Genomic DNA, 25,401 nt, shown 5'->3' on the forward strand with positions numbered 1-25,401 from the left:
TACATATTAAACCTTTAAGCACCGCAAAAGAAATAGAAAAAAATTATAAGAAACTTGCTAAAAAATATCATTCCGACACAGGAGGGAATGAAGAAAAAATGAAAGAAATAAACAAAGCCTATAATATTTTAAAAGATTATATAAAAAACTTTAAATTTACATTCAGCGAAGATGAAATAAAAAAACAGTACCCGGAGGAATTTCATAAAAATTTTAAGGTTTTTGAATGAAATTATCAACGGAAGAGATTATTTATCAGTTAAACAATATTATAGATAAAACTATTTTTAACAATTTGTTAATTTTAAGCATAAATGAAAGGTCAATTTTTCTCTCCCGTGAAATCGGATTAAAAAATTCTTTTGTAGAAGGTGATATGCTGTTTATTGAACCTATTTTTTCCCCTGTGAACAAAGAAACTGTAATAGGTGCCGTGAGTGAGTTTAGAGAATTGGTTATAATAGACGAGCTTAAAAATGCTTTTGATATAACGGATGATTATATTTATAACGAAGCAAATAGAATTTATGAAGAAAAAATAATTCCTAAAATGCATAAATTCCGCTTGGGAGAGAGTATAATTTCAATTGAGAATAAAAATATTTTATTGGTTGATTTAGGCTCTAATACCGCACTTACCCTTTTATGTGCCATTAAAAGCTGTATAAATGCAAAAGTTTTAAAAATAAATGTTGCCGTGCCTTTTATTTCAAAAGAATCAGCCGATAAAATAGAAAAAATTGTAGATAATCTTTTTTATATTCAAAAACTAAAAGATTATATAGATACCGAATTTTATATTAAGGAGAATAAATGAGTTGCAGTGTAGAATTAAAAGTTAATAACAGAGTTCAGAAATTTGTTTTAAATAAGCTAGCTAAACAGGCAAATTCGTCTGTATGGTTTCAAGACGGAAATACGGTAATGATTGCTACGCTTACGTATAATCCGGATGAACTTGTGGAAGAGGATTTTGTGCCTCTTGTGGTTCAATATGTCGAAAAAGCCTATGCGGTTGGAAAAATTCCTGCAGGGTTTGTAAAAAGAGAACAAAAACCGGGGGATTTTGAAACCCTAACAGCCAGAATAGTTGACAGAAGCCTCAGGCCTCTGTTTCCTAAAGAATACGGATACAATACCGTTCTTACTATTATGGCGGTAAGTGCGGATGAAGAGAGTGACCTGCAGGCTGCTGCCATGAATGCCGCCGCATCCTGCATGTATTTAAGTGATTTGCCTTTTTCAAAAATGGTTTACGGGGTAAGACTTACCAGAATAGACGGTAAAATAATTGTGAACCCTACATTAAGTGAGCTTGAAAAAGGAGAATTTAATCTGTTTGTTACCGGAAGCAAAGACGAGCTTTTAATGATAGAATTTGCCGCCCAGGGTCAGGAAGATATTGAGATTATTCCTGTCGAAGATATAATGCTTGACGGGGCGCCTATTGAAAATACAATCGTAAATTATAAAACAAATGAAATAAAAGAAGATGATTTAATAGAAGTTTTAAAAGTTGCTCAAAATGCTATAAAAGAGGGTGTTAAAGCCTATGAGGAAGGTTTAAAAGAATTTAAAAAAGCCCCTGCCGAATTTAAAGAGAGAGTTGAAAAAGACCCGGGTGAATATATTGAAACAATAAAAGAAAAATATATAGATGAATTAAAAGAAATAATAAAATATTTGAGCAAAAGCGAAAGGGATTATTTATTAAAACAATTTGCAAGAAAAATAGCAGGTTTATTGGATAAAGAAGAAGATTATGATGTTATTTTAAAAGCTGTAAAAACAGTTAAAAGAGAAATTGTAAGAGGTATGATTTTATATGAGGGAATCAGGGCAGACGGAAGAAAACTCGATGAAATAAGGCCTATAAGTATAGAGACAAACGTTCTTCCAAGAGCACACGGAAGCTGTCTGTTTACAAGAGGACAGACCCAGGCTTTGGCTGTTGCAACCAGAGGCGGTGATATGGATGCCCAGGTTTACGGAAATTTGACAGATAAAGAAGAAAAGCTTGAAAGATTTATGCTTCATTATAATTTTCCGGCTTTTTCAGTAGGTGAAGCGGAAAGATTGGGACCTCCGAGCAGAAGGGAACTGGGTCATGGAAATTTGGCAAAAAGGGCAATTGAGCCGCTCTTAGACCCGGAATTTGATGAAACAGTAAGGGTTGTAAGTGAAATACTTGAAAGTAACGGAAGTAGCTCAATGGCTACGATCTGTGCAGGTTCTTTGGCATTAAAAGCCGCAAAAGTTCCTCTACTTAAAATGGCGGCGGGAATTGCAATGGGTCTTATAAGTGAAGGTGATAAATATGCGGTACTTACTGATATTATGGGGCTTGAAGATCATGACGGAGATATGGATTTTAAAGTCGGAGGAACTTATGAAGGAATAACCGCTATGCAGATGGATATAAAATTAGGGGGAATTTCTCTTGATGTTTTAAAAGAGGCCCTTTATCAGGCTAGGGACGCAAGATGTTATATACTCGAACTTATGGAAAAAGCCGCAAAAGAGATTAAATATAACGAAGCTGTGCTTCCAAAAGCTATTAGTTTTAAAGTCGAACCGGATAAAATTATAGATATTATAGGTACTGCGGGTAAAACCGTAAAAGATATCATTTCTAAATTCGGAGTAACAATAGATTTGGATAGAGTCAGCGGAAAAGTGAAAATTTTCGGTGAAAGTCATGAGCAGCTTCAAGCAACAAAAGATTATATATTAAATGTGATTTGTAAAGATGACAAACCGAAAATTCCTGATTTTAAAACAGGTGAAATAATAGAAGGAAAAGTAAGTAAAATCGTAGATTTCGGTCTTTTTGTAGAATTGGTACCAGGTGTTGAGGGGCTTTTGCATAAATCAAAACTCAACGGAAAAAATCCGGAAGATTTCAATGTTGGGGATAAAATAAAAGTAAAAGTGCTTTCTCAAAGCGGATTTAAAATAGAGCTTGCTTTAGTGGAGGAGTGATGTTTGAAAAATATCCTTTTGAAAAATTAAATGAATTGTTAAAAGATGTGCCTCATCCAAAGGAGGTGTTTTCTTTGACAATAGGAGAGCCGCAGTTTGAAACACCTGAGTTTATTGAAAAAAGTTTATGTAAAAATGTTAAATATTTAAATAAATATGCCAAAACCGCCGGGGAGGAAATTTTAAAAAAATCCCAAAGAGATTTTATAAAAAGAAGATTTAATGTAGAACTTCGAAAAGATGAACTGATTCCTACATTCGGGACACGGGAAGTTTTATTTAATTTTCCGCTTTTTTTAAAGCCTCGAAAAATGGCTTTTCCGAATCCTTTTTATCAAATTTATGAAGGGGCTGCCGTTGCAGCCGGGAGTAAAATTAACTATTTAGAGCTCAGCGAAAAAAATAATTTTAAACCAAGTCTGTCCCAGCTTGAAGGAGATGAAGATTTTATTATTTTAAATTCTCCTAATAATCCTACTTCAAGTGTTATGAATTTGGACGAATTATGTGAATGGGTGGAATATGCCCTAAAAAAAGATGTTGTGATATTAAATGATGAGTGTTACAGCGAGCTTTATACAAAAAATCCACCACCTTCAATTCTTGAGGCAAGTATGAAAGTGGGAAACAGAAATTTTAAAAATGTACTCGCCATTAATTCCATTTCAAAAAGAAGTTCAGCCCCCGGGCTTAGAAGCGGGTTTATTGCGGGAGACAGGGAAATATTAAAAAAATATCTGCTTTTTAGGACTTATACAGGTTGCGCCATTCCTCTGCCTTTGCAATATGCGGCAAAAGCGGCATGGGAGGATGAAGAATATCCGGAAATTTTCAGAAAAAAATATATTGAAAATTTTGAAGTGGCCAAAGAAATTTTAGGGGTGGATATCCCGGAAGCCACTTTTTATATATGGCTAAAAGTAGACGATGATATAAAATTCACTGTTGAAGCATATAAAAGAGGTGTAAAAGTATTGCCCGGCAGGTTTATGGGAAGAAATAGCGCAGGAGAGTGTTATGTCAGAATAGCTCTTGTTTATGATATGGAAAAAATAAAAACGGCACTCAATATTTTAAAGGAAATTTTATGAGTTTGGTAGAAAAATATAAAAAATTGGATGAATTAGTTAGAAAAAACAGAGAAGATGAGATAGATGAAACATTTAAAAAAATTTTAAAAGAAACTTTTGAAATAATTAATAAAAAAATAGAAGAGCAAAAAACTCTTGATGTTAAAAATCCGGAAGAGAAAATGGCAATCAGGGCGATGATGGAATATATGCTTGAACTTTGGGATGAAGGTGCTGTTAGCGAAGCTAAACAGGTTGGTTATGATATGGTATATTTAATTGAAGATGCTAAACTAAAAGAGATGTTTTCTATGTTTGTAATTGGAATGTTGGCCGGATTCAGTTTAGATAAATTTTTTGAAAAATATGTAGATTTAAGTGAAATTTACGAAGATTATTTTTTTACAGGGTTTAACGATGAAATAGATGATCTTGTTATTAAATATAAAAATCAGTTTGTAAAAGAGTTTCAAGAGTGAGAATACATTTTATCGGTATAGGAGGAATAGGTTTAAGCGCTTTGGCAAGATTTTTAAGCGCAAAAGGCTATAAAATTAGCGGAAGCGACATACATGCCACTCCGTTGACAGAAAAACTAAAGAGTTTAGGTGTAAAAGTTTATATTCCACAAAAAGAAGAAAACATAACCGATGATATCGATTTAATCGTTTTTACTGCTGTTGCTAAAGAAAATAATCCTGAAAGGGTTGCCGCTAAGAAAAAAGGTATAAAAACAATAAGCAGAAGGGAATTTTTGCCTTTTGTTTTAAATAATAAAAAGGTAATTTCAGTCTGCGGTGCCCACGGTAAGAGCACAACAACTTCTATTTTGGCTTCTGTTTTAAAAGATGCCAGTGCCCTGATAGGGGCTGAAAGTAAAGATTTTAATTCCAATGCCAGATTTAGTAATAACGATTTAATGGTGTTTGAAGCGGATGAAAGCGACGGCAGTTTTATAGATTCAAATCCATTTGTTGCAGTTGTTACAAATACCGAACCTGAACATATGGAATTTTATAATCATGATTTAAAACTTTTTTATTCCCATTATGAAAAATTTTTAAAGAGTGCAAAAATCAGGGTTGTAAACGGGAATGATGAATTTATAAAAAGTCTTGATTTGCCTATGAAAAAAGTTTATTTAACTGATGCTAAAAACATACGATATGAATTAAGAGACAATCAGCCAAAAACTATTTTCGAATATAAGACTCGCGAATTTGAAGTTTACGGATTTGGTGAACATTTGGTATTGGATGCTCTCCTTGCAATTGAAGCTGCAAATGAATTTATCTCAATGGAAGAAATTGCTGAAAATATTAAAAATTATAAAGGCATTAAAAAAAGATTTGATATTTTACAAAAAGAGGATAATTTTATATTAATAGACGATTACGGGCATCATCCAACAGAAATAAAAGCAACCATTCATTCGGCACTTTTATATGCAAAATTAAACGGAATAGATAAAATAACGGCCATCTGGCAACCTCACAAATATTCAAGGACGGTTGATAATTTAGAAGGCTTTGTAAACTGTTTTGAAGGGGTGGATGAACTTATAATTTTACCGGTATGGTCAGCGGGGGAAAAAGAAGTAAATATTGATTTTAAAATGCATTTTTCAAAATACAATCCTATATTTGCAGATAAGATAAAAACTAATAGAAATAATATTATGTTAATTAAAGACAATAAAATAATTAAAAAAATAAAAGACGGACTGGTTATAGGCTTCGGAGCGGGGGATATTACTTATCAATTGAGAGGTTTATAATTTTGACATTTTCTTTTTTTAGTTTTATAATAAAAAAAAAGGATTTGTTATGTTAGAAAAGACAATAAACAAATTTATTGAAGAATTCAATAAATATATGCCTGAAAAAATTTATGTGCAATTCCCAGATAAAAAAATGGGGGATGGAAAATTAGGGGTTATTTTGAAAGATTATAAAACAGCAAAAAGAATTTTGATAAATCCAGAGATGGGTTTTGCTGAAGAATATGTAAATGGAAACATAAATATAAACGGTTCTCTTGAAGAATTGTTAATCGGGGGTCTTACATATGTTAATTTAATGGATAAAGAAAAAAAACAGATAGATTTTACGAAACTCTTTTTTAATTTTTTGGGTATGCTGAAAAAAATTGAGGAAAAAGAGGTTCAATATCATTACGATTTAGGTAATGATTTTTATAAATCATGGTTGGATAAATCTATGACTTATTCATGTGCTTTTTTTACAAAAAAAGATATGAGTTTAGAAGAAGCCCAGGAAGAAAAAAGAAATATTATTTATGAAAAATTAAGATTAAAAAATGCAAAAAATTTTTTGGATATTGGATGCGGATGGGGTTCAGTTATAATTAATGCTGCAAAAAAATATAATATACCTTGTATCGGAATTACACTTTCAAAAAACCAGTATGAATATGTCAAAGAAAAAATAAAAGAGGAAAATTTAAATAATTTAGTAGAGGTTTATTTAATGCATTATGAAAATTTACCTAAATTAAATAAAAAATTTGACAGAATCGTATCAATAGGTATGTTTGAACATGTCGGTAAAGAAAGATATAAAAAATTTTTTTCAGTTGTTAATAATATTCTTGAAAAAAAAGGCCTCTTTTTGCTTCATACAATAGGCAAACAACATCCTGCACCTACAAGTAAATGGATTAGAAAATATATTTTTCCCGGCGGCCATTTACCTTGCGTTAGTGAAATATTTGATTCTTCAAAAGAGAGTGATTTATATTTTATGGATATGGATGATTGGAGATTGCATTATTATAAAACATTAATTGAATGGAGAAATAAGTTTCACAATATTAAAGATACTGTTATTAATAAATTTGATGAAAAATTTTACAGAATGTGGGATTTATATCTAATTTCATCTGCGGTTTCTTTTTATATAGGAGAACAGCATTTATATCAAATTTTATATTCAAACGGTGTAAATAATAATTATCCTATAATAAAAAGAACATTTATTGAAGAAAGTTTAATCTGATAGATTTTTTTCAATATATCTCTTAACATCCTCTAAAATTCCCAAATCTTTTGTTTCATCAAAATAGTTAAATTTTTCACCGCTTTGTTTTTTGCCGTCGAGCAGGTCTCCGGCTTTTCTGAATTTCAGATCAAGTTCTGCTATTTTGAATCCGTCAAGCGTTTTTGAAAATTCAATAAGCCTATTGTTGTTTTTATTATTTGTATATAAAAAGCAGTATCCTTTCTGTCCATATCTTCCGACTCTTCCCCTTAGCTGATGCAGTGTTGCGAGTCCGAGCCTTTCGGCTCCGACTATTACAATAGTGGTTAAACGGGGCAAAGAAATTCCAACTTCAATTACGGTTGTTGTTATTAAAATATTTCCTTTTTCCCTGAATTCGACTAAAATATCTTCTTTGTTTTTGTCTTTTCCGTGTGTTATATAGACTCCGCCAAAATATTTAAGCCAGAAATCTTTTCCTTCTTCTATGCTTTGATAATTAAAATTTTGCGATTCTTCTACAAGAGGATAAACAATTACCACCTGATTGCCTAAGCTTATCTCTTTTTGAATATGGGTTATTAAATCCTTAAAATCACTTTTATCTATTATTTTTGTATCAATATCTTTTTTAAAAGGAAGTTCTTTTATCAAACTTACATTTACAAAACTGCTCATAATAAGAGCCTGTGTTCTTGGGATGGGGGTGGCGCTGAATTGAAAAAAGTGAGGTAAGACTTTTCCACTTGAAGTTAGTTTTTCAAGCTTTGCTCTCTGATTGGTTCCGAATCTGTGCTGTTCGTCAACCATTACAGCGTTTAATTTTGGTAAATCCTGATATAAAAGAGCATGCGTGCCTATTAATAAATCTGCGTTTTTTAAATCATATTCAGTGAATTTACTTTTTTGCGTAACCAATACCACTTTAAATAATTTTCCATTTTCCATTGTCCATTTTCCATTTAAGTATTTATCCGCTTCTTCGTAAATCTGATTGGCAAGTATTGATGTAGGAGCCATAATTGCGCTTTTTTTAGCCATAAATGCAGTAGAGAGCATAACGATTGTTTTTCCGCTTCCTACATCGCCAATTATTACCCTTCTTGCCTGAACGGGTTTTGATAAATCGTTTTGTATATCTTTTATAACTTTTAACTGGTCATTGGTAAGTTTGAACGGAAGGGAATCTATAAAAGGCGTCGGCTCTGAAATAATCGGATTTGAAGGAAATATTTTCTTTTTGTTTTGAAGCTTATATAAATATAAAAAAATTTCGCTCCATTTTAGTGCATATTCTATTTTTTTTTCTTCAATATCTTTTAGAGTTGTCGGAAAATGCATTTTTATCAAAGTTTCGGCAATTTCCTGCGGCAGTATTTTTAAATTTTCGAAGCTCAGATGTTTTTTTATTTCATTTTTTATTTTTACAGATGAATATACAGAGGTTATTTCATTTATTCTGCTTATTGGTTTTGGCTGGATTAATTGGTTGTTTCTGATTTCTCCTCTTATATATAGAGTTTTACCTTTTTTAAAAACAGCTTCATGCCATTTTTTAAAAACAAAAAATACTCCCCACATAATCTGATTGATATTTTTTAAAAAAAATTTAATTCTGGTGATTTTAGATGATTTTTGAATATCGAGTATTTCGGCCTCAAATGCCTGGGGTCTGTTTAAAAGATAGGGATATAGATGATTATCTTCCCAATCTTTTGGTTTTATTAATGCGGTTTCAAGTGTTTTTAAATCAGTCATTTGTAAGAATTGAAAAACTTAAATTTTTTATATTTTTATATTTTTTAATAAAATCGTTAATTTCATTTAATTTGGTGTTTTTGATTAAATCAAGTTCTTTTTGATAATAATTTTCAGGTAAATTAAGATATACTTCATTAAATTTTTTAAGAAGTCTCTGACTTAGTGTCTCGTTTCTAAGCGGTTCGCTACCAAGTAAAAATTTTTTTGCGTCGTTTAATTCTTCAGCGGTTATTCCGTTTTGTGTAAAATCGTTAATTATATTTTTTAAAGAATTAATTGCATCCTCAGTATTTTCAAGTTTTGTCTGCATATATCCGCTTAAAATTTTATGGGTCTTTTTGAAAGTGTTAAATGCATATGCCGAATATGCATAACCTTTTTTTACTCTGATTTTTTCCATAATACGGCTTCCAAAGCCCCCGCTTCCCAAAATAAAAGTTGCTATTTTAGCCAAATGAATCTCTTTTTTTTCAATATTGTATTCACTTGCGAAATAGATATAACTTTGTTCTACTTCTTTATTTTCTTTAATGTTTTTTTGAATAGGCTCAAAGAAAGGATATTCTTTTTCTTTTTTTGGAAATAATTTTATAAATTTTTCGTAATCAAATTTTTCTCCTCCGTTGATTATAATTACGTTTTCGCTTAATTCGTTAAAAAAATTTTTTATATCATCTTTAGTGATATTTTCTATATTTTCTCCTATTACGGGAATTGCCAGCGGTGTGTTTTCAAAAATGGCACGATAAAGATTTTTATTTGCAATATAGTCGTTGTTGTTTTTTAAGCTCTCTTTTTTGGCAATAATTTCTCTTTTTGTTTTTTCAAAAGCTTCTTTTGTCAAATTGATATCACTGAACAGCTCTATTAACGAATCGAGGGCTTTTTTTCTTTTATTGTTTAAACATTTAACGGAAACGGTGAAATATTCATGGTTTATTCCGAAATTCAGATTAATGGCGTTTTCATCCAAAAAGGAAAAAAATTTTTCTTTTTTTTTGCTGGTGCCTCTGTTTAATATCTCTTTGGCAAAATTGGCTACTCCGTCTTTAAAAAATATGCTTCCCGAGTTTAAAAAAACTATTTGTAAAAAACTTCTTCCTATGCAATCTTTTTCAAAAATTATCATTGATACCTCCGTTTTAATGTGGAATTTTTAATAAAATTCTTGCAGAATTGTTTAAAATAAAAGCTTTTTTTAAAGCTTCTTTTATATCTCTGCTTATTATAATCACGCTTTTTGCTTTTATAATTGCAATTTCTTCTTTTTCAAGAATGGCTAATAATTTTTTTATATTTGTTTCTGTCATTAAATCTTCGATAATGGTTATATTTTTAAAATATTTTTTTCCGTATGTGTCTATGGGCTGGAATTTTTCGTGGATTATAGAATAAGCAATGGTATTTGGCATATAAAGATTCAATGCAGTTTTTGCAAAAGAGATATTTTTGTAAATTTTTGCATGAAGAGGGGCATCTTCGTTTGCTTCTTTGTATGCGAGTGTTTTGTTTGCAATATTTACAGATATATAAAAATTTTCTTCTAAAATGCAGCTGTTTTTTTTATTTATAAGCATGGTGTCGTTGCCTGTTTTTAAAGAAATGCTACCAAAACCTATATTTAAGATATTTTTTTCTTGCAAAACCCTGGCGGTTAATTTATAATCATCTAAAAACAGTTTTTCAAGCAAATATTACCTTTTTTGCCAAATTATATCAAAAATTTAGTATAATTTTTAAAAAAAAGGTTATTATGCAAATTCCTCATATACCGGTTCTTTTAAATGAAGTAATAAAACTTTTTTCTCCAATGAAAGAAGGTTATTTTGTTGACTGCACATTAGGTTTTGGCGGTCATAGCGTTGCGATACTTAAAAATTTTCCGAATATTAAACTAATTGGAATAGATCAGGACACGGATGCACTTAATTTTGCAAAGAAAAGACTTTTTCCTTTTAAAGACAGAATCCAATTTATCAACAAAAGGGCCAGTGTTGCTTTAAAAGATTTGAAAGATTTGGAAATTGCAGGTATTTTGGCGGATATAGGGGTCAGTTCTTTTCAGCTTGACAATCCCGAGAGGGGATTTAATTTCGAAAGTGAAATTTTGGATATGAGAATGAATAAAAATCAGGATTTAAGTGCATATGAGGTAATTAATTATTATTCAAGAGAGGAAATTGAAAGAATTTTAAAAGAATTTGCCGAAGAGAGAAGGTATAAAAAAATTGCAAAAGCCATAATTTCCAACCGTGTTATTAATTCAAACCGTGAATTTGCCGATATTTTAGGTAAAATCGGTATAAAAGATAAAAAAAGTCTGGCAAGAATATTTCAGGCCGTCCGCATTGAAGTAAACAATGAACTGGGTGAGCTTGAAAATCTGCTTGAAAATGCAAAGAATATTGCAAAACCAGGCACAATTTTAGGTATAATAACCTTTCATTCACTCGAAGACAGAATAGTAAAAAACAAATTTAAAGAGTGGGCGAAAAACTGTATATGCCCTCCCGAAGCTATCAGATGTGAATGCGGCGGCAATCATGCGTTGGGTAAAATTATTACTAAAAAGCCTGTAACTGCTACAAATGATGAAATAAAGACAAATCCAAGAAGCAGAAGTGCAAAACTCAGGGGGTTTTTATTTAAGGAAAAATAATGAATGAAAAAGAACTTTTAATTGAAGAGGTCTCAAAAGTAATCGAAGAAAAGTCGTTATCCATATCAATTATTAAAAATGTTGTATTTGTAATATTTTTTTCATTGGCTGTCTTATTTCCTAAAATATATATTTCAAATCATATTTACATATATTCTTTGCATTTAAATAAATTGTTAAACGAATATTATTCCCTAAAAGCAGAGCAGTCCATACTTTCATCCAAAATAGAAAAAATAAAATTTAAAAACAGACTTCAAAAACTTTCTTTTTAATTCATTTTTTATTTATCTATGATAAAATACCCATAAAAAAGAGGTTTAATGAAAAAATTTATAGGATTTTTTATAAAAAATGCCGCTTTTACCCATACACTGTTTTTTATAATTATAATTACGGCTTTTCTCTCTTACAAACATGTTCCAAAAGAATTGTTTCCGCCATCCGAACTTGATAAAATATTAATTACCGGAGGTTACCCAGGGGCATCTCCGGAAACTCTCAATAAAATGGCCGTGGATGAAATTGAAGATAAAATAAAATCTTTTTCAGAAGTCGATTCCATTGAAAGTGTTATAACTAACGGAAATTTTGTAATTACCGCTAATTTAAAAGAAGGCGTAAATAAAAATGAATTATTAAGCGAATTTCAAAGTGTTGTTTCCAATCTCAAAAAAGATTTGCCAAGCGATATGGATACGCCTTCTGTCAGCATAGCAAAAAAAGCTTTCCCCTTGATGTTTATTTCTGTTGCAAGTAATAAATTAAACAAAGACCAGCTTTTGGATGTTGCCGATGAAATTAAAAAAAAGCTTTTGAAACTGAAAGATTTAACTAAGGTTGATATAAGGGGAAAAAGCGATAAAAATATTTATATATCTTTTGACTCAAAGAAAATAGAAACACTCGGTATAAATAAATCATTATTGGCAAATGTCATATCTTCCCTTTCGACTATTTTTCCTGCCGGTTATATAGAAGGCAGAAATCATTTTTTTATCACTATGGCAAATGTTAATGTTGAAAAATTAAAAAACACTTATATTCAAACAGGCAATAAAAAAATAAGACTTAAAGATATTGCCGATATTAAAATGGAATATGACACGCCTGATCAGATAGGTAAATATGACGGAATACCGAATATAACAATCGATGTAAGAAAAGGCGAAAACGGCGATTCCATAGCTCTTAGTGAAAAAATAAGAAAAATTCTTAAAAATTATCATAAATCCCATCCCGATGTCGTATTCGGAATTTCCACAGATACAAGCAAATGGGTCAGAAACAGGTTTAATACGGTTGTAAGCAATATTGTTTTCGGGCTTATTTTAGTGTTTTTTGTAATGTGGATTTTTTTAAATGCAAGAATTTCTTTTATTGTTACACTTGGGATACCTACTTCTTTTGCCATTGCCTTAATAGCACTTTATTATTTTCATTATTCTCTTAATCTTCTTTCAATGCTTGGTATGCTTATAGCACTTGGTATGATTGTGGATGAAGCGATAGTGGTTGGTGAAAATATTTACAGGCATATGGGACAGGGAAAAGATAAAATAAGCGCTGCGATAGACGGGGCGAGTGAAGTTTTTTGGCCCGTTATGGCCTCTTCAACCACTACTATTTTGGCGTTTTTACCTATGCTGATGATTCAGGGTGAAATAGGTAAATTTATGAAAATTTTGCCTATAATGATTACGGTTTTAATACTTTCTTCTCTTTTTGAAGCTTATGTTTTTTTGCCTCTTCATTCAAAAGAAATACTTAAAGTTACAAAAAATAAAAAAGAAATTTTATGGGAAAAATTTTCATCGGTTTATAAGAAAATGTTGAACTGTTTTTTTAAATTCAGATATATAACATTAATGTTTTTTTTACTTGTAATCCCTTTTTTAACTTTTGAAGGCTTTAAACATTCAAAATTTCAGCTGTTTCCTGATTTTGACACGTCTCAGCTTTATGTAAACGGTAAATTTGATAATAATTTTACAATCGAGCAGAGTGCCAAAGCGCTCACCCCCGTTGAAAATGTTTTAAAAAAATATTTAGGTCCAAATGTGGAAGGCTTTACCACCGCAGTGGGAATGCAGATGAATAATAAAGGAGAGGCAAACAGAGGGGAAAATTATTTTCAGATATTTGTAGATTTAAAAGACAGGGTACCTCATGATTTTTATAACAAATATATTGCCCCCCTTTTTGAACCTGTAAAAGTTACCGGAGAAACAAGAGAGCTAAGTGCAAAGGCTCTGGCATTTAAAATAAAAAAAGATTTATCAAAGTTAAAAATAAAAGGGCTGAAAGAATTAAATGTAATAGTGCCTCAGGCCGGAATTGTAAAAAGCGATATAGTAATTAGTCTCGGCGGGGATAATAAAAAAGTATTAAAAGCCATTAAATTACTTGAAAATGAAATGAAAAAAATAAAAGGGGTATATAATATTTATGACGATGCGCAGATGGGTGCAAGCGAGATTAAAATAAATCTAAATGAATATGGTGAGAAACTGGGATTTAACGAAAGAAATATTTTTCAAGAGATCAGACCTTTTTTTGCAAAAGCCGAGTATGACAAAACATTTAATAAAGACGGAATTGTGAGGCTAAAATTTTATGATAAAAATAAAGATTCTTTAGCGTTTCTTGAAAATTTCAGAGTAAACATTCCAAATACGGATAAATATATTCAACTGAATAAAATCGCCGATTTCAATATAATAAAAAATTTCAAAAAAATCCATAAATATGACGGTATTCCTGCCAAAACGGTATATGCAACGCTTAATAAAAAAATAATAACTGTTAAAGATTTTTATAAAAAAACAAATCCTCTTTTAAATAAATTTAAAAAGCAGGGATTAACAGTATTAATAGGAGGGGCTGCAAAAAAAAGCAGGGAATTTATGCAAAATATTAAAGAATCACTGGTTGTGGCTTTACTTTTAATATTTTTAATTTTGGTTTTGATGTTTAATTCTCTGTTTTTGCCGTTTGTGATTATTTCCGTTATTCCTCTTTCATTTCTGGGGGTGGTGTTTGGGGATATGATAATGGATATGAATCTTACAATGCTTGGAATGATAGGCATAGTCGGACTTTCAGGTGTGGTTGTAAATGACGGGATTGTAATGATAGATTTTATTAAAAATGCAAAAAGTCTTGAAGATATTTTAACATTGGCATCTTTCAGGTTAAGACCGATTCTGCTTACAAGTCTTACTACATTTTTTGGTCTTGCAACACTTATGTTTTTTCCTTACGGACAAGCCCAAATACTTCAGCCTCTGGCAATTGCCCTGGGCTTTGGTATTATGTGGGGAACCGTATTGAATTTATTTTATCTGCCGGTATTTTATTATGTTTTAAGAAAAAGAAAATTAAAGGAGTGATTTGAATATTTTTATTAAAACTTTTGGATGCAGAAGCAATATATATGATTCGGAGCTTATGAAAAATATTTTGAAAAAAAGTCATGTAATCGCTGATAATGAAGAAAAAGCCGATTTAATAATAATAAATTCCTGCACAGTTACCAATTTTGCCGACAGGGACGTAAGAAGTTATATTAACAAATGGCAAAATAAAAAAATTGTTTTTACAGGATGCGGAGCCTATACCCAGGGTGAAAAATTATTTAAAGAAAAAAAAATAAATGCTGTTTTGGGGCATAAATATAAAGAGGAAATTGATAAATATTTAAATTTTGAAGGTATTGAATTAGGGGACTTTGATTTTGTAAATAAAAAAATAATTACCGATATTTCAACTACAAAAGCTTTTGTAAAGATTCAGGAGGGATGCGATTTTGAATGTGCTTACTGTATTTTGCCCAAAGTCAGGGGGCATTCAAGAAGTTTGGATGAAAAAACAATAATAGAGCAGATTAAATATTTATCACAAACAGGAATAAACGAAATTGTTTTAACCGGAATAAATATGGGAAGTTACGGAAAAGATACCGGTTCTTCTTTAGCCAAACTTATAAAAAAAATTTTAAAAATAGGACGGATTAAAAGAATTAGGATAGGCTCTCTTGAACCGACTCAAATAGATGAGGAATTAATTGAGATAGCCAGTGATTCGATACTTGAAAAGCATTTTCATATAGCCCTGCAGCATACAAGTGACACAATGCTTAGAATTATGAAAAGAAGAAACAGAGTTTCCAATACACTGCCTCTTTTTGAAAAACTGGCCACTTACGGTTTTGCACTGGGAACCGATATTATAGTGGGTCATCCGGGTGAAAGTGAAAAAATATGGGAAGAAGCGTTTAATAATTTTAAAAAATATCCGTTGACTCATCTCCATGTTTTCAGATTTACTCCAAGAGATGGTACAATAAGTGCAGCAATGAAACAGCAGCTAAGAGGTGATATAACCAAAAAAAGAGCCAAAATTCTGCATGATTTTGTTCAGAAAACAAATTATAATTTCAGAAAAAGAAAAAATGAACTTTTCGTTCATATAGAAGAGAAAAAAAACGGCTTTTATCAAGGATTTGATGAATATTATAATAAAATGCTAATAAAAAGTGATAAATTTTTAAAAGGAGAATGGGTGAGGGTAAAAGATTATGAGGTTAAGGAAGTTAATTATGCAAAAATCTAAAAAAAATCAGATAATTGTTTCTATTCTTTTTGGCGTTTTATTTGCCCTTGTGGTGGCTTATATGTTTAAAGGAAATTATGAAGAGCTGTTAACCCAGATTGTAGCGGTGGTTATAGTGCTTGCTTTTTTTATTCTGTTTATTTTGCTTTTAAAAAAATCTGTTTCCCAGCAAAATCCCCAGCAGGTTCAGGTTGAAATGAATACGGGAATAGAAAAAGATTTTGTAATAAAACCTACTATTTCCAATGTTACTTTTAAAGATGTTGCTGGTATAAGCGAAGTTAAAGAAGAGCTTGTTGAGATTGTAGATTTTTTAAAAAATCCTGAAAAATATAAATCTTTTGGAATAAATCTCCCAAAAGGTGTTTTACTGGTGGGTCCTCCGGGTGTGGGTAAGACATTGATAGCCAAGGCCCTTGCCGGGGAAGCGGGTGTTCCGTTTTTTTATCAAAGCGGAAGCGGTTTTGTTCAAATGTATGTGGGTGTTGGTGCAAAACGGGTAAGAGATCTGTTTTCTCGTGCAAAAGCAAATGCGCCAAGTATTATTTTTATCGATGAAATTGACGCTATTGGAAAAGCAAGGGGTACTCTTAGAAATGATGAAAGAGAAGCCACATTGAATCAGCTTTTAACCGAAATGGACGGGTTTGAAGGGAGCGAAGGAGTTATAGTAATAGGTGCAACTAATAAAGTGGAACTACTTGATGAAGCCCTTATGAGACCCGGAAGATTTGACAGGCGGGTATTTGTGGAGCTTCCTGGGCTTAACGACAGAATGGAAATACTTAAAGTTCATTTAAGAGGCAGGCCTTTTAAGGGAAATTTGGAAAACATTGCCAAAATGACGGTGGGATTTTCTGGGGCGGCACTTGCAAGTCTGGTTAATGAAGCAAGTATTTATGCACTTAAACATGGTAAAAAATATATAGAAGAAGAAGATTTTTATGCTGTGAAAGATAAGGTTTTAATAGGTAAAAAAAGTGTTGAATTTGAGAGAATTTCGCTTGTAAAAGATGATTTCAAAGAAGAAGACAAGGAGATAATTTCAAAAACGGAGATTATGAATAAAATAATGGTTTATTTAGCCGGGCGCGTGGCTGTGGAAGAGAAGTATAATGAAAAATTTTCAAACGCACATATGGATTTGAGAAAAGCAAAAGAGCTGGCGGTTAAAATGATAAAAGATTATGCTATGGGAGATGATATTGTGGGGGATGAGAGTGAAGTTGCAAAAGTGCTTAAATATTGTGAAGATGAAGTTAAGAATTTATATAAATCCAATGAATTATTAATAGAAAAAGTTTATAATATTTTATTAAAAAATGAAATTATTCATAAAGAAGATGTAATTAAAAACAAAAATGAAATATTTTAACGGGTTTTGTTTAAAAAACGAAAAAAAATTTTTTAAAGATTATTTGGAAGAAAAAGAGTTTATTGTTGCGGGATTCAGCAAAGGTACTTGTAAGGCTCTTGAATATGCACTTGAATGCAGTGAAAGAATAGATAAACTGCAGCTACTCTCCCCCGCATTTTTTGATGTGAGTGAAAAATTTATAGAGTTAAATATAAATGCATTTAAAAAAAGTAAGATTGATTATATTAAAAATTTTTTGACTAAAGCAGGCATTAATCAATGGATAAAGGAAAATGGAAAGTGGAAAATTGATTTAGAGGATATTGAAATTGATTATAGTTGCACGGAAAAAGAATTGTTAGGGCTTTTTACTTTTGATTGGGAAAAAATAAGAAAAGTTAAAAATATAAAAATAGAAGTGTTTTTAGGAGAATATGATAAAATTATTTCTTTAAAAAAAGCTTATAAATTTTTTAAAAATTACGGTGAAGTTTATTTAATAAAAAAATCAAATCATTTTTTAAGGAGTTAAATTGGATACTGAGCCCAAGTCGCATGTTGTTAAAGAGTATTGGGATATAGTCATAGGGTTTGTTTCTTTCTTTTTTGCCATTATTTTTCATTTTGAACATTTAAGTGTTTTAGCAGCTGTTTTTGCCGCAATAGGTATCGGTTCGCTTGCCGTTACAATCTCCGAAATAGCCGAAATTTTGGCTGAAAGGTTTGGGGAACCTTACGGAAGTCTGGTTTTGACATTTTCAGCCGTGCTGGTAGAAATTTTAATTCTTTTTATGGTGGTGTTGGAAGCAAAAGTTCATCCGGATGTTATGGAAACGGTAAAAAACGGTATTGCCGCCACAGTAATTGTTGATTTGAATGCACTTCTGGGACTTGCCGTTTTTGTAGGGGGGCTTAATTTTAAAGAACAGGTCCATAATGAAGATACATCGGCCAGTTATACAACTGTTCTTTTTGTAGCGGTGGCGATGCTTCTTGTGCCGAGCGCAATTTCTCTTCATTCAACCAAAGAAGCGCTACATAACGCAAGTATAATAATTGCCTTACTTTTGTTTGTTTATTATCTGTTTATATTTAAATTCCAAACAGATACACACGTGCATTTTTTTAAATTTAAAAAACGAAGCAGGGTTAAAAGATATCAAAAAGAAGAAGATGACGAAAATTATTTTTTTGATAAAAAAAGTTCTTTGTTCAATGTGATTTTTTTACTTTTTTTATTGATTTTAATAGGATTTTTGTCTGAAATTTTTGCAAACGAAGGCGTGAGGGTATTTAAAAATATGGGCTTAACGGCAGGGTTTGTGGGTATTTTGATAGCTTTTGTAACAGCGGCTCCCGAACTTTTCACCGCAATTAGGGCTGCGAAAAATGATGAAATGCAAAGGGTTGTAAATATTGCAATGGGAGCAAGCACCGTTTCTATACTTTTAACCGTTCCGATACTTATTTTTTTATCTTTGATTTTCGGAATAAAATTTACTTTGGATTTTACCCCTTTGCAGGTCGGAGCGTTAATGATTACAATTTTACTTGTATGGAAAACAACCGAAAACGGTGAAACCAATTATTTAGAAGGGCTATCTCACTTAATGCTGTTTCTAAGTTACGCAATTATGGCTATTTTTTATTAATTTTTTAAACTTCTTTTCTCTTTTGTGCTAAAATTAATTGTAAAAACTAAAAAGGAGAATGTATGAACAGAAGAAAATTTTTAAAAGCTACCGGTGTAGGTGTAGCTGCAAGTGCTGCATTTACAACCAATTTGTATGCAAAAAGTGTAACAAGACTTAAAGTTTGTCTTTCATGGCCAAAAACACTTCCTATCATGGGTGAGGGTGCTTTATGGTTTGCAAAAAGAGTGGATGAGTTAAGCGGTGGAAGTTTGAAAATTCATATATATGGAGCAAATGAATTAGTACCGGCTCTTGGAGTATTTGATGCCTGTTCAAAAGGTTTGATTGACGGCTTTCATTCAGGGCCTTATTACTGGAAGGGTAAAAATATGGCGTTTGCTTTGTTTAGTTCTTTCCCTTTTGGAATGGTTGCCGATGAACTTGAACCTTGGTTTGATTTTGCAGGAGGAATGGATTTATGGAGAGAATTATATGCAAGATATAATTTAATGCCTTTCAAAGGCGGAAATACTGGAAATCAAATGGGAGGATGGTTTAGAAAACCTATTAAATCTTTGGCCGATATGAAAGGCCTTAAAATGAGAATTCCCGGTCTTGGAGGAGAAGTAATGGCAAGACTTGGAGTCAAACCTGTAAATATCCCTGGAGGTGAAATTTATACCGCACTTGAAAGAGGTGTTATTGATGCGACAGAATGGGTGGGGCCAAGCCTTGATACAATTATGGGATTCCAAAAAGTTGCTAGATATTATTATACAGGATGGCATGAGCCTGGAAGTATTCTTGAAATGACATTTAATAAGAAAAAATATGAAAGACTTCCAAAAGAACATCAGGCAATTATTGAAGCTGCAACAAGAGAAATGCATGCAAGAATTTTCTCCGAGTTTCAATATCAAAATGCTCTTAAGCTTCAGGATATTATCAGCGGAAAATATGATGTTAAACTTGGTAATTTCCCTGATGATGTTAATGAAGCAGCAAAAAAAGCTATTATTGAAATTCTTAACGAATATTCCAATAAATCCAAAGATTTTGCAAAAGTTTATGAAAACGTTAAATCATTCTTCCCTAAAATCAGAAAATGGACAGATACACTTCCAAAATGGTATCTTGATATAAGGGACAAAGGAACAATAGTAGATTAAACAAAATCTTTTAAAACTTCGCTGCAGAGGGCAAATCCAAATGCCCCTGTAACTCCTACAAAACTTCCCATCTCACAGTTTATCGGTTTTTCGGTTGAATAAACAGCTTTAAAATCACCTTTAAATTTTTCTTTTTTTAAAAAATCCCTTACTTTTTTGGCAAAAGGGTCTGTGTGTGTTTTCCATATTGAATCTATTCTTATTTTTGTAGGGTCTATTCTTTTTGCCGCTCCCATTGAAGAGATAATTTTTGGGTATGCTTTTTTTATAAGGGAAATTTTTGCTTTTAAATCATCAATTGCATCAATAACCGTGTCATATTCATTTAAATCCATTTCTTTGATATTTTCCGGGGTCAGTTTTAAATCAATTGTTCTAATTCCGGGATATAATCTTTTTAAAACTTCAACTTTTTTTCTTCCTACAAACTCGCTTCCGATTTGTCTGTTTTGATTTGTAATATCAAATATGTCATAATCGACAACGGTTATATTTTTTACACCGGAGCGGTAGAGGCACTCAAGCGCATACCCTCCCACACCCCCGGCTCCGCAAATTAATATATTTAAATTTTGAAGTTTGTGAAATTTTGAAAAAAGTTTTTTGCATCTGTCAAATTTCATTTAACTCCTTTAATTTTTGTGCTAAATTTAAAATATTTATATATTTTTTTGAAAATTCTATTTTACCGCTGTTATTTATAATTTTTTTAAATTTCTCAATAAATAAAGGCTCTTTTGCAATCACTCCGATTAATGAATCTATCTGGGTAAAAGGGTATAAATCAGATATTTCCCGGGTTAATTCCTCAATCTCTTTTTTTTCATAATTTTGATAATTTAATGTTTTATCTCTAAAAAATTTTGGATAATTTATATTATTGTATATTAAATCAACAACCGGATATATTTCGCTGATGGAAGGAATGATTAAATGAATTGCAAAAACACCGCAGCACTTATAGACTTTGAAATATTCTTCTTTTTGAAACACATCATAATGTTTAAAATTCCATTTTCCCTTTTTAAAAAGCGGCTTTTTTAAAAAATTTTTATGTACATTGCCGCTTAAATCTATAAAATGGTTAATTAAATTAAATCTATCTCTAACCTCTTCAATATCATCGATTATTTTACCAAATCTGTTAAGTCCTGTCTGAAGAAGTTCCAAATAGGCTTTTTTTATCGCTTTTTGCTGGTCAATATCGCAGCCAAAAGCTAAAATAATATTATCATCTTTAATATAGCTTGCGGCCATTACGGGATATTTTCCCTCAAGAGAAGCATTGTATATCTGAATATTTTTTGAATTAAAAGGATGGTCTATTTTTGGCAGGGGCAGGGCATATTTTATAACTTCGAATTTTACAAATCTTTCTATTATTTCCGCCTTGGCGTTTTTATAAGCCTTAATAATATCAAAATGTGCCGCCATTCCGTTGCTTGCGTATAAATTTTGAAGCAGGTTAACTGGAAAATATATTTTTTCTTTGGTTGAGCGTTTTATAAAAGGTATTGAAAGTATTTCAAATGAATCAGAGTTAAAATCAATTAATTCCTCTTTTTGAAGAGTGTCTGTTTTATAAAATTTATTGAGTTCGTTATTTAAAAAATTTCCTTCTTTCATATCAGGATATAAACCGTTAATATAATATTCTTCAAAAAAATTTCTGGTTATTAGCCGCTCAGCCATTTCACCCTGTGCACTAAGCAGGGCGTTCTCTGATGTTTCACCTTTGCCAAAAGAAGTAAAAGGTATGTTTTTAAGTTTTAATTCGCATGTAAAAATATTGTTTATTTCTTTAAATTCATAATAATATTCTAAATTTAACTCTTCAAAAAATTTATTATAACCACTCACAACTCACCACTCACTACTCACTATTTTTCACTGTTTTTTAATTTTTCTAATAATTGATAATCGGTAATATCCAATGTAATGGGGGTTATTGAAACATAGCCGTTTTTTACAGCCCAAAAATCGCTTCCTTTTTCTTCTTTAAATTTTAAGGGATGAAGGCCGAGCCAGTAATATTCTTCACCTCTGGGGTTAAGATATTTGTGGGCATCGTTTCCGTAAATTCTGTATGCAAGTTTTGTAAACCGGTATCCTTTTATTTCTTTTGTATTCGGTATGTTTATATTTAACAGTTTTCTGTGAGGAAGCGGAATTTTATTTTCTAAAACCATTAAGGCTATCTCTTTTGCTATTTTTTTTGCTTTTTTCCAGTCAATTTCACTGGGGGGATTATCGAAACTCTTTAAAACCTGAGATATGGCAATGGATTTTATTCCGTGAATTGCCCCTTCGGTTGCTCCTCCAACAGTTCCTGAATAATTTACATCTTCGCCCATATTTGCCCCGTGATTTATTCCGGAAACAATTAAATCCGGTTTTTTGTCTTTAAAAAATTCGTTTATTGCCAGATAAACACAGTCGTCCGGTGTTCCGTCATCAAGTTTATAAAAATTTTCTTTAACTTTTTTAAACATTAAAGGTTTTGTAATTGTAAGAGATTTTGAGCAGGCGCTTTTTGGGGAAGCAGGTGCTACAACAAGAGGTTTTCCTATTTCGCTCATAGCTTCATATAAAACTTTAAGCCCCTTTGCTTCAAAAGAATCGTCATTTGTAATAAGTATTTTTGGCATCTGTGTCCTTTGGTATAATTTTATAAAAAGGCCGGTTATGAAATATATAAGAGATGATATTAATATCAGGATTTTATCAAATTTTGAGATGCCTTTTGGTGAAATTGAAAAAGATTTTAAAAAATTCAAAAAAAAACTTCAAAATTATGACATAGGAGTTTGGAGTAAAAATATTATGTTAAATAGTTTTAATGATATTGATATTTTTAATAATATTGGTGAAAAATTAGGGTGGGTTGATATAGTGCTGAATTATCTAAATTCATTGAACGGATTTTTAAGAGAGCAGATAGGTGTTTGTATAGAAAAAAAGATTCCAAGAATAATTGATAATGATTTGCCTTATTTGATAATTCAGAGAAAAATAAAACCGGATTTTGATGAAAATTATTTTATTGCTTTTGATAAAAAAGTTTATTTTCCCGGTATTTCAAAAAAATTTGATTTAAAATTCAGTATAATTAAGCTGGTTGAGTGGTCTAAAAGAAGCAATAAATTTTTGATAAAATTTCAAAATTAAACTGAAAGGATGAATATGGCAAAATTAGTTCTTGTTAGACACGGAAAAAGCGAATGGAATAAACAAAACCGTTTTACCGGCTGGGTGGATGTGGATTTGGCTCCGGAAGGTATTCAGGAAGCCAAAAAAGCTGGTCAGATATTAAAAGACGCCGGATTTACTTTTGATATATGTTTCTCATCTTTTTTAAAAAGGGCAATTAAAACAGGAATTATTATTTTAGAAGAACTAGATTTACTATGGATTGACCATTTGAAAGACTGGAGATTTAACGAAAGGTTTTACGGTGCCCTTACAGGACTTAATAAAGACGAGGTTAAAAAAGAGCTTGGAGAAGAAAAATTTCTGCTTTACAGAAGAAGCTATGATGTTCCTCCTCCGCCTTTAAGTGAAGATGACCCGAGACATCCGAGATTTGATCCGAAATATAAAAATTTTCCTGTTGAATTAATTCCAAGCACAGAATGTTTAAAAGATAATCAGATACGCTCAATGGCGGCTTTTCATGAAAGAGTTGCGCCTCTTCTTGTGGAAGGCAAAGATGTGTTGATTACAGCGCACGGAAATACAATAAGAGGGATGGTTAAAGAATTTGACAACATAAGCGATGAAGATATTCCAAAATTTGAAATAGCTACAGGAGTGCCGAGAGTTTATGAATTTGATGAGGAGCTTCATATTAAAAAAGTTTATAATTTAGATTAATTTATAAAGAAGTTTACTAAAACTGTTGGCAAAATTTTGAATGTCTTTTTTACTAAAGGGTTTTGGCCCTTTTGTAATTTCCCCGCTCTGTCTAATTTCAGCCATTAAATTTCTGATACTTAAAAAATTTTGAATAGAATTTTCATCATATATTTCACCTCTGTATCCTAAAGCGAGAGCACCTTTTTTAACAATTCTGTCAGCCAAGGGTATATCGGCAGTTATTACTAAATCTTTTTTTTCAGTTAAATTTACTATTTCATCATCCGCTTTGTCTATTCCTTCGTTTACAATAATATATTCGATAAACGGGCTTTTTTCAAAAGAAATTTTTTTATTGGATACCACAATTGTTTTTATTTCGTTTTTATTTACCGCTCTGTAAATTATGGGTTTTACTGCCTTTGGCAAAGCATCCGCATCAATTAAAATTTTCATTTTTTTCTCTTATAAAAAAATAGCTGCCAAAAAGAGCGGAAAATGTATTTATACTTACAAGCATATAAATAATCACTATCTGGTAGCTTACCGCTTTTAGCGGGGATGCACCGGCCAAAAGCATTCCTGTGGTAATACCGGGAATTGCAACAACACCTATGGTTTGAAGCATATTGTTAACAGGTATCAAAGCCGCTTTTATAGCTTCTTTTTGCATTATTTTATAAGCTGATTTTAAATTTGCACCGATGGCAATAAAACTCTCAATTAACTCTTTTTGCAAAAACAGTTCTCTTTTTAATCTTTCTATGGTTAACGTGTAGGTATTCAGAGAATTGCCTATAATCATTCCTGCAACAGGTATAAATTCATATGGTTTAAGAGAAATTATTTTTAAAATTATCATTATACTTAGAATAATTACAGCGGACATACTAATGGAATAAAAAGCCCGTAAGAATAAAAATTGAGTTCTCTTTTTTGCTATGAAAGAAGCGTAAATGAGCATAAACAACACAATAGGTATATACCAAAGAGGATTTTTAATTTTAAATAAAAACCCTAAAATGAATCCCAAAACACTCAGTTGCAGCAGTGCTCTTAGAGAATTGATAAAAAGTTCTTTTTCAATACCGATTTTGTTTTTGTATGAAATAAACAAAGGGATAAGCACTAAAATAAAACTTAAAGCCACTATATTGAATTTCAATTGTTTCCTTTTTAATAAAATTGTATCACATAATTATAAATTTATAATATATAGAAAAAATATTATGTTAATTTATAAATAAATTATATTTCTCTTTTTTGAAACTAATTATTTTGATACAATTATATAAAAAAAG

General features: G+C 31.1%; 25 protein-coding genes. 17 read left to right on the forward strand and 8 right to left on the reverse strand.

Going from position 1 to position 25,401, the window contains the following annotated elements; genetic code table 11:
• Positions 1–5 precede the first annotated feature (5 nt).
• The 7 genes from DZ67_RS11095 to DZ67_RS0107750 are packed head-to-tail and all read left to right on the forward strand — an operon-like array spanning position 6 to position 7,069.
• Complete coding sequence (locus DZ67_RS11095; RefSeq protein WP_255327396.1) at positions 6–230, forward strand: J domain-containing protein; 225 nt, start codon at positions 6–8, stop codon at positions 228–230.
• A complete protein-coding gene (locus tag DZ67_RS0107725) occupies positions 227–817 on the forward strand; it encodes a hypothetical protein (RefSeq protein WP_024790177.1) in 591 nt (196 codons plus the stop codon). The genes DZ67_RS11095 and DZ67_RS0107725 overlap by 4 nt, the downstream gene beginning before the upstream one ends.
• Complete coding sequence (locus DZ67_RS0107730) at positions 814–2,982, forward strand: polyribonucleotide nucleotidyltransferase (RefSeq protein WP_024790962.1); 2,169 nt, start codon at positions 814–816, stop codon at positions 2,980–2,982. The genes DZ67_RS0107725 and DZ67_RS0107730 overlap by 4 nt, the downstream gene beginning before the upstream one ends.
• Positions 2,979–4,073 carry a succinyldiaminopimelate transaminase gene (locus DZ67_RS0107735; RefSeq protein ID WP_024788071.1) on the forward strand — a complete coding sequence of 365 codons (1,095 nt, stop codon included), beginning with the start codon at positions 2,979–2,981 and terminating at the stop codon, positions 4,071–4,073. The genes DZ67_RS0107730 and DZ67_RS0107735 overlap by 4 nt, the downstream gene beginning before the upstream one ends.
• Positions 4,070–4,531: a hypothetical protein gene (locus tag DZ67_RS0107740; protein WP_024788072.1), complete on the forward strand. Its 462-nt coding sequence runs from the start codon at positions 4,070–4,072 to the stop codon at positions 4,529–4,531. The genes DZ67_RS0107735 and DZ67_RS0107740 overlap by 4 nt, the downstream gene beginning before the upstream one ends.
• On the forward strand, positions 4,528–5,829 hold the full coding sequence (murC, locus tag DZ67_RS0107745; protein ID WP_024788073.1) for a UDP-N-acetylmuramate--L-alanine ligase: 1,302 nt from the start codon (positions 4,528–4,530) through the stop codon (positions 5,827–5,829). Before DZ67_RS0107740 ends, murC begins: the two co-directional genes overlap by 4 nt.
• Before the next feature lie 49 nt (positions 5,830–5,878).
• Positions 5,879–7,069, forward strand: a complete 1,191-nt coding sequence (locus tag DZ67_RS0107750) for a class I SAM-dependent methyltransferase (RefSeq protein WP_024791501.1) — start codon at positions 5,879–5,881, stop codon at positions 7,067–7,069.
• On the opposite strand, the gene recG is transcribed toward DZ67_RS0107750, so the two are convergent.
• The 3 genes from recG to DZ67_RS0107765 are packed head-to-tail and all read right to left on the reverse strand — an operon-like array spanning position 7,061 to position 10,503.
• Positions 7,061–8,809, reverse strand: a complete 1,749-nt coding sequence (gene recG / locus DZ67_RS0107755; RefSeq protein ID WP_024790965.1) for an ATP-dependent DNA helicase RecG — start codon at positions 8,807–8,809, stop codon at positions 7,061–7,063. The genes DZ67_RS0107750 and recG overlap by 9 nt on opposite strands.
• Positions 8,802–9,941 (reverse strand): M16 family metallopeptidase, encoded by a 1,140-nt coding sequence (locus DZ67_RS0107760; protein ID WP_024788075.1) that lies wholly within the window; start codon positions 9,939–9,941, stop codon positions 8,802–8,804. Before DZ67_RS0107760 ends, recG begins: the two co-directional genes overlap by 8 nt.
• A 13-nt stretch (positions 9,942–9,954) precedes the next feature.
• The gene (locus tag DZ67_RS0107765) at positions 9,955–10,503 is read right to left on the reverse strand and encodes a class II aldolase/adducin family protein (protein WP_024790966.1); all 549 of its coding nucleotides are present in this window, start codon (positions 10,501–10,503) and stop codon (positions 9,955–9,957) included.
• 62 nt (positions 10,504–10,565) lie between these two features.
• On the opposite strand from DZ67_RS0107765, the gene rsmH reads away from it, so the two are divergent.
• The 8 genes from rsmH (at position 10,566) to DZ67_RS0107805 (ending at position 20,245) form a co-directional block, all read left to right on the forward strand.
• On the forward strand, positions 10,566–11,471 hold the full coding sequence (rsmH, locus tag DZ67_RS0107770) for a 16S rRNA (cytosine(1402)-N(4))-methyltransferase RsmH (RefSeq protein WP_024788077.1): 906 nt from the start codon (positions 10,566–10,568) through the stop codon (positions 11,469–11,471).
• Positions 11,471–11,746 (forward strand): hypothetical protein, encoded by a 276-nt coding sequence (locus tag DZ67_RS0107775; RefSeq protein WP_024788078.1) that lies wholly within the window; start codon positions 11,471–11,473, stop codon positions 11,744–11,746. Before rsmH ends, DZ67_RS0107775 begins: the two co-directional genes overlap by 1 nt.
• A 48-nt stretch (positions 11,747–11,794) precedes the next feature.
• Positions 11,795–14,863, forward strand: a complete 3,069-nt coding sequence (locus tag DZ67_RS0107780) for an efflux RND transporter permease subunit (RefSeq protein ID WP_024788079.1) — start codon at positions 11,795–11,797, stop codon at positions 14,861–14,863.
• A 1-nt stretch (position 14,864) separates the two neighbouring features.
• The gene (gene mtaB, locus DZ67_RS0107785; RefSeq protein WP_024791971.1) at positions 14,865–16,085 is read left to right on the forward strand and encodes a tRNA (N(6)-L-threonylcarbamoyladenosine(37)-C(2))-methylthiotransferase MtaB; all 1,221 of its coding nucleotides are present in this window, start codon (positions 14,865–14,867) and stop codon (positions 16,083–16,085) included.
• Positions 16,072–17,460 (forward strand): AAA family ATPase, encoded by a 1,389-nt coding sequence (locus DZ67_RS11195; protein WP_024788081.1) that lies wholly within the window; start codon positions 16,072–16,074, stop codon positions 17,458–17,460. The genes mtaB and DZ67_RS11195 overlap by 14 nt, the downstream gene beginning before the upstream one ends.
• Entirely contained in the window at positions 17,447–17,974 is a 528-nt protein-coding gene (gene bioV, locus DZ67_RS0107795) for a pimelyl-ACP methyl ester esterase BioV (protein WP_024788082.1), read from the forward strand. The genes DZ67_RS11195 and bioV overlap by 14 nt, the downstream gene beginning before the upstream one ends.
• Position 17,975: 1 nt before the next feature.
• Positions 17,976–19,094 carry a calcium:proton antiporter gene (locus tag DZ67_RS0107800; RefSeq protein WP_024791972.1) on the forward strand — a complete coding sequence of 373 codons (1,119 nt, stop codon included), beginning with the start codon at positions 17,976–17,978 and terminating at the stop codon, positions 19,092–19,094.
• Between the two features lie 62 nt (positions 19,095–19,156).
• Complete coding sequence (locus DZ67_RS0107805; protein WP_024788084.1) at positions 19,157–20,245, forward strand: TRAP transporter substrate-binding protein; 1,089 nt, start codon at positions 19,157–19,159, stop codon at positions 20,243–20,245.
• On the opposite strand, the gene DZ67_RS0107810 is transcribed toward DZ67_RS0107805, so the two are convergent.
• Genes DZ67_RS0107810 through surE form a run of 3 tightly spaced genes read right to left on the reverse strand, consistent with a single transcriptional unit; the run spans position 20,242 to position 22,893 of the window.
• Positions 20,242–20,868 carry a tRNA threonylcarbamoyladenosine dehydratase gene (locus DZ67_RS0107810; RefSeq protein WP_024788085.1) on the reverse strand — a complete coding sequence of 209 codons (627 nt, stop codon included), beginning with the start codon at positions 20,866–20,868 and terminating at the stop codon, positions 20,242–20,244. The genes DZ67_RS0107805 and DZ67_RS0107810 overlap by 4 nt on opposite strands.
• Positions 20,858–22,105 (reverse strand): YcaO-like family protein, encoded by a 1,248-nt coding sequence (locus tag DZ67_RS0107815; protein ID WP_024788086.1) that lies wholly within the window; start codon positions 22,103–22,105, stop codon positions 20,858–20,860. The genes DZ67_RS0107810 and DZ67_RS0107815 overlap by 11 nt, the downstream gene beginning before the upstream one ends.
• Before the next feature lie 20 nt (positions 22,106–22,125).
• Positions 22,126–22,893 (reverse strand): 5'/3'-nucleotidase SurE, encoded by a 768-nt coding sequence (gene surE / locus DZ67_RS0107820; RefSeq protein WP_024788087.1) that lies wholly within the window; start codon positions 22,891–22,893, stop codon positions 22,126–22,128.
• A 37-nt stretch (positions 22,894–22,930) separates the two neighbouring features.
• Here surE and DZ67_RS0107825 point away from each other — a divergent pair, with 37 nt between their 5' ends.
• On the forward strand, positions 22,931–23,413 hold the full coding sequence (locus tag DZ67_RS0107825; protein WP_024791973.1) for a hypothetical protein: 483 nt from the start codon (positions 22,931–22,933) through the stop codon (positions 23,411–23,413).
• A gap of 15 nt (positions 23,414–23,428) precedes the next feature.
• Complete coding sequence (gpmA, locus tag DZ67_RS0107830; RefSeq protein WP_024788089.1) at positions 23,429–24,118, forward strand: 2,3-diphosphoglycerate-dependent phosphoglycerate mutase; 690 nt, start codon at positions 23,429–23,431, stop codon at positions 24,116–24,118.
• Here gpmA and DZ67_RS0107835 read toward each other — a convergent pair.
• Entirely contained in the window at positions 24,110–24,556 is a 447-nt protein-coding gene (locus tag DZ67_RS0107835) for a YaiI/YqxD family protein (RefSeq protein WP_024788090.1), read from the reverse strand. The two genes, gpmA and DZ67_RS0107835, sit on opposite strands and share 9 nt — an antisense overlap.
• Positions 24,540–25,265, reverse strand: coding sequence for an ABC transporter permease (locus DZ67_RS0107840; RefSeq protein WP_024788091.1), 726 nt, complete (start codon positions 25,263–25,265; stop codon positions 24,540–24,542). The genes DZ67_RS0107835 and DZ67_RS0107840 overlap by 17 nt, the downstream gene beginning before the upstream one ends.
• Between the last annotated feature and the right edge of the window lie 136 nt (positions 25,266–25,401).

The sequence above is a fragment of the Lebetimonas sp. JS138 genome (assembly GCF_000523335.1).
Classification (GTDB): domain Bacteria; phylum Campylobacterota; class Campylobacteria; order Campylobacterales; family Nautiliaceae; genus Lebetimonas.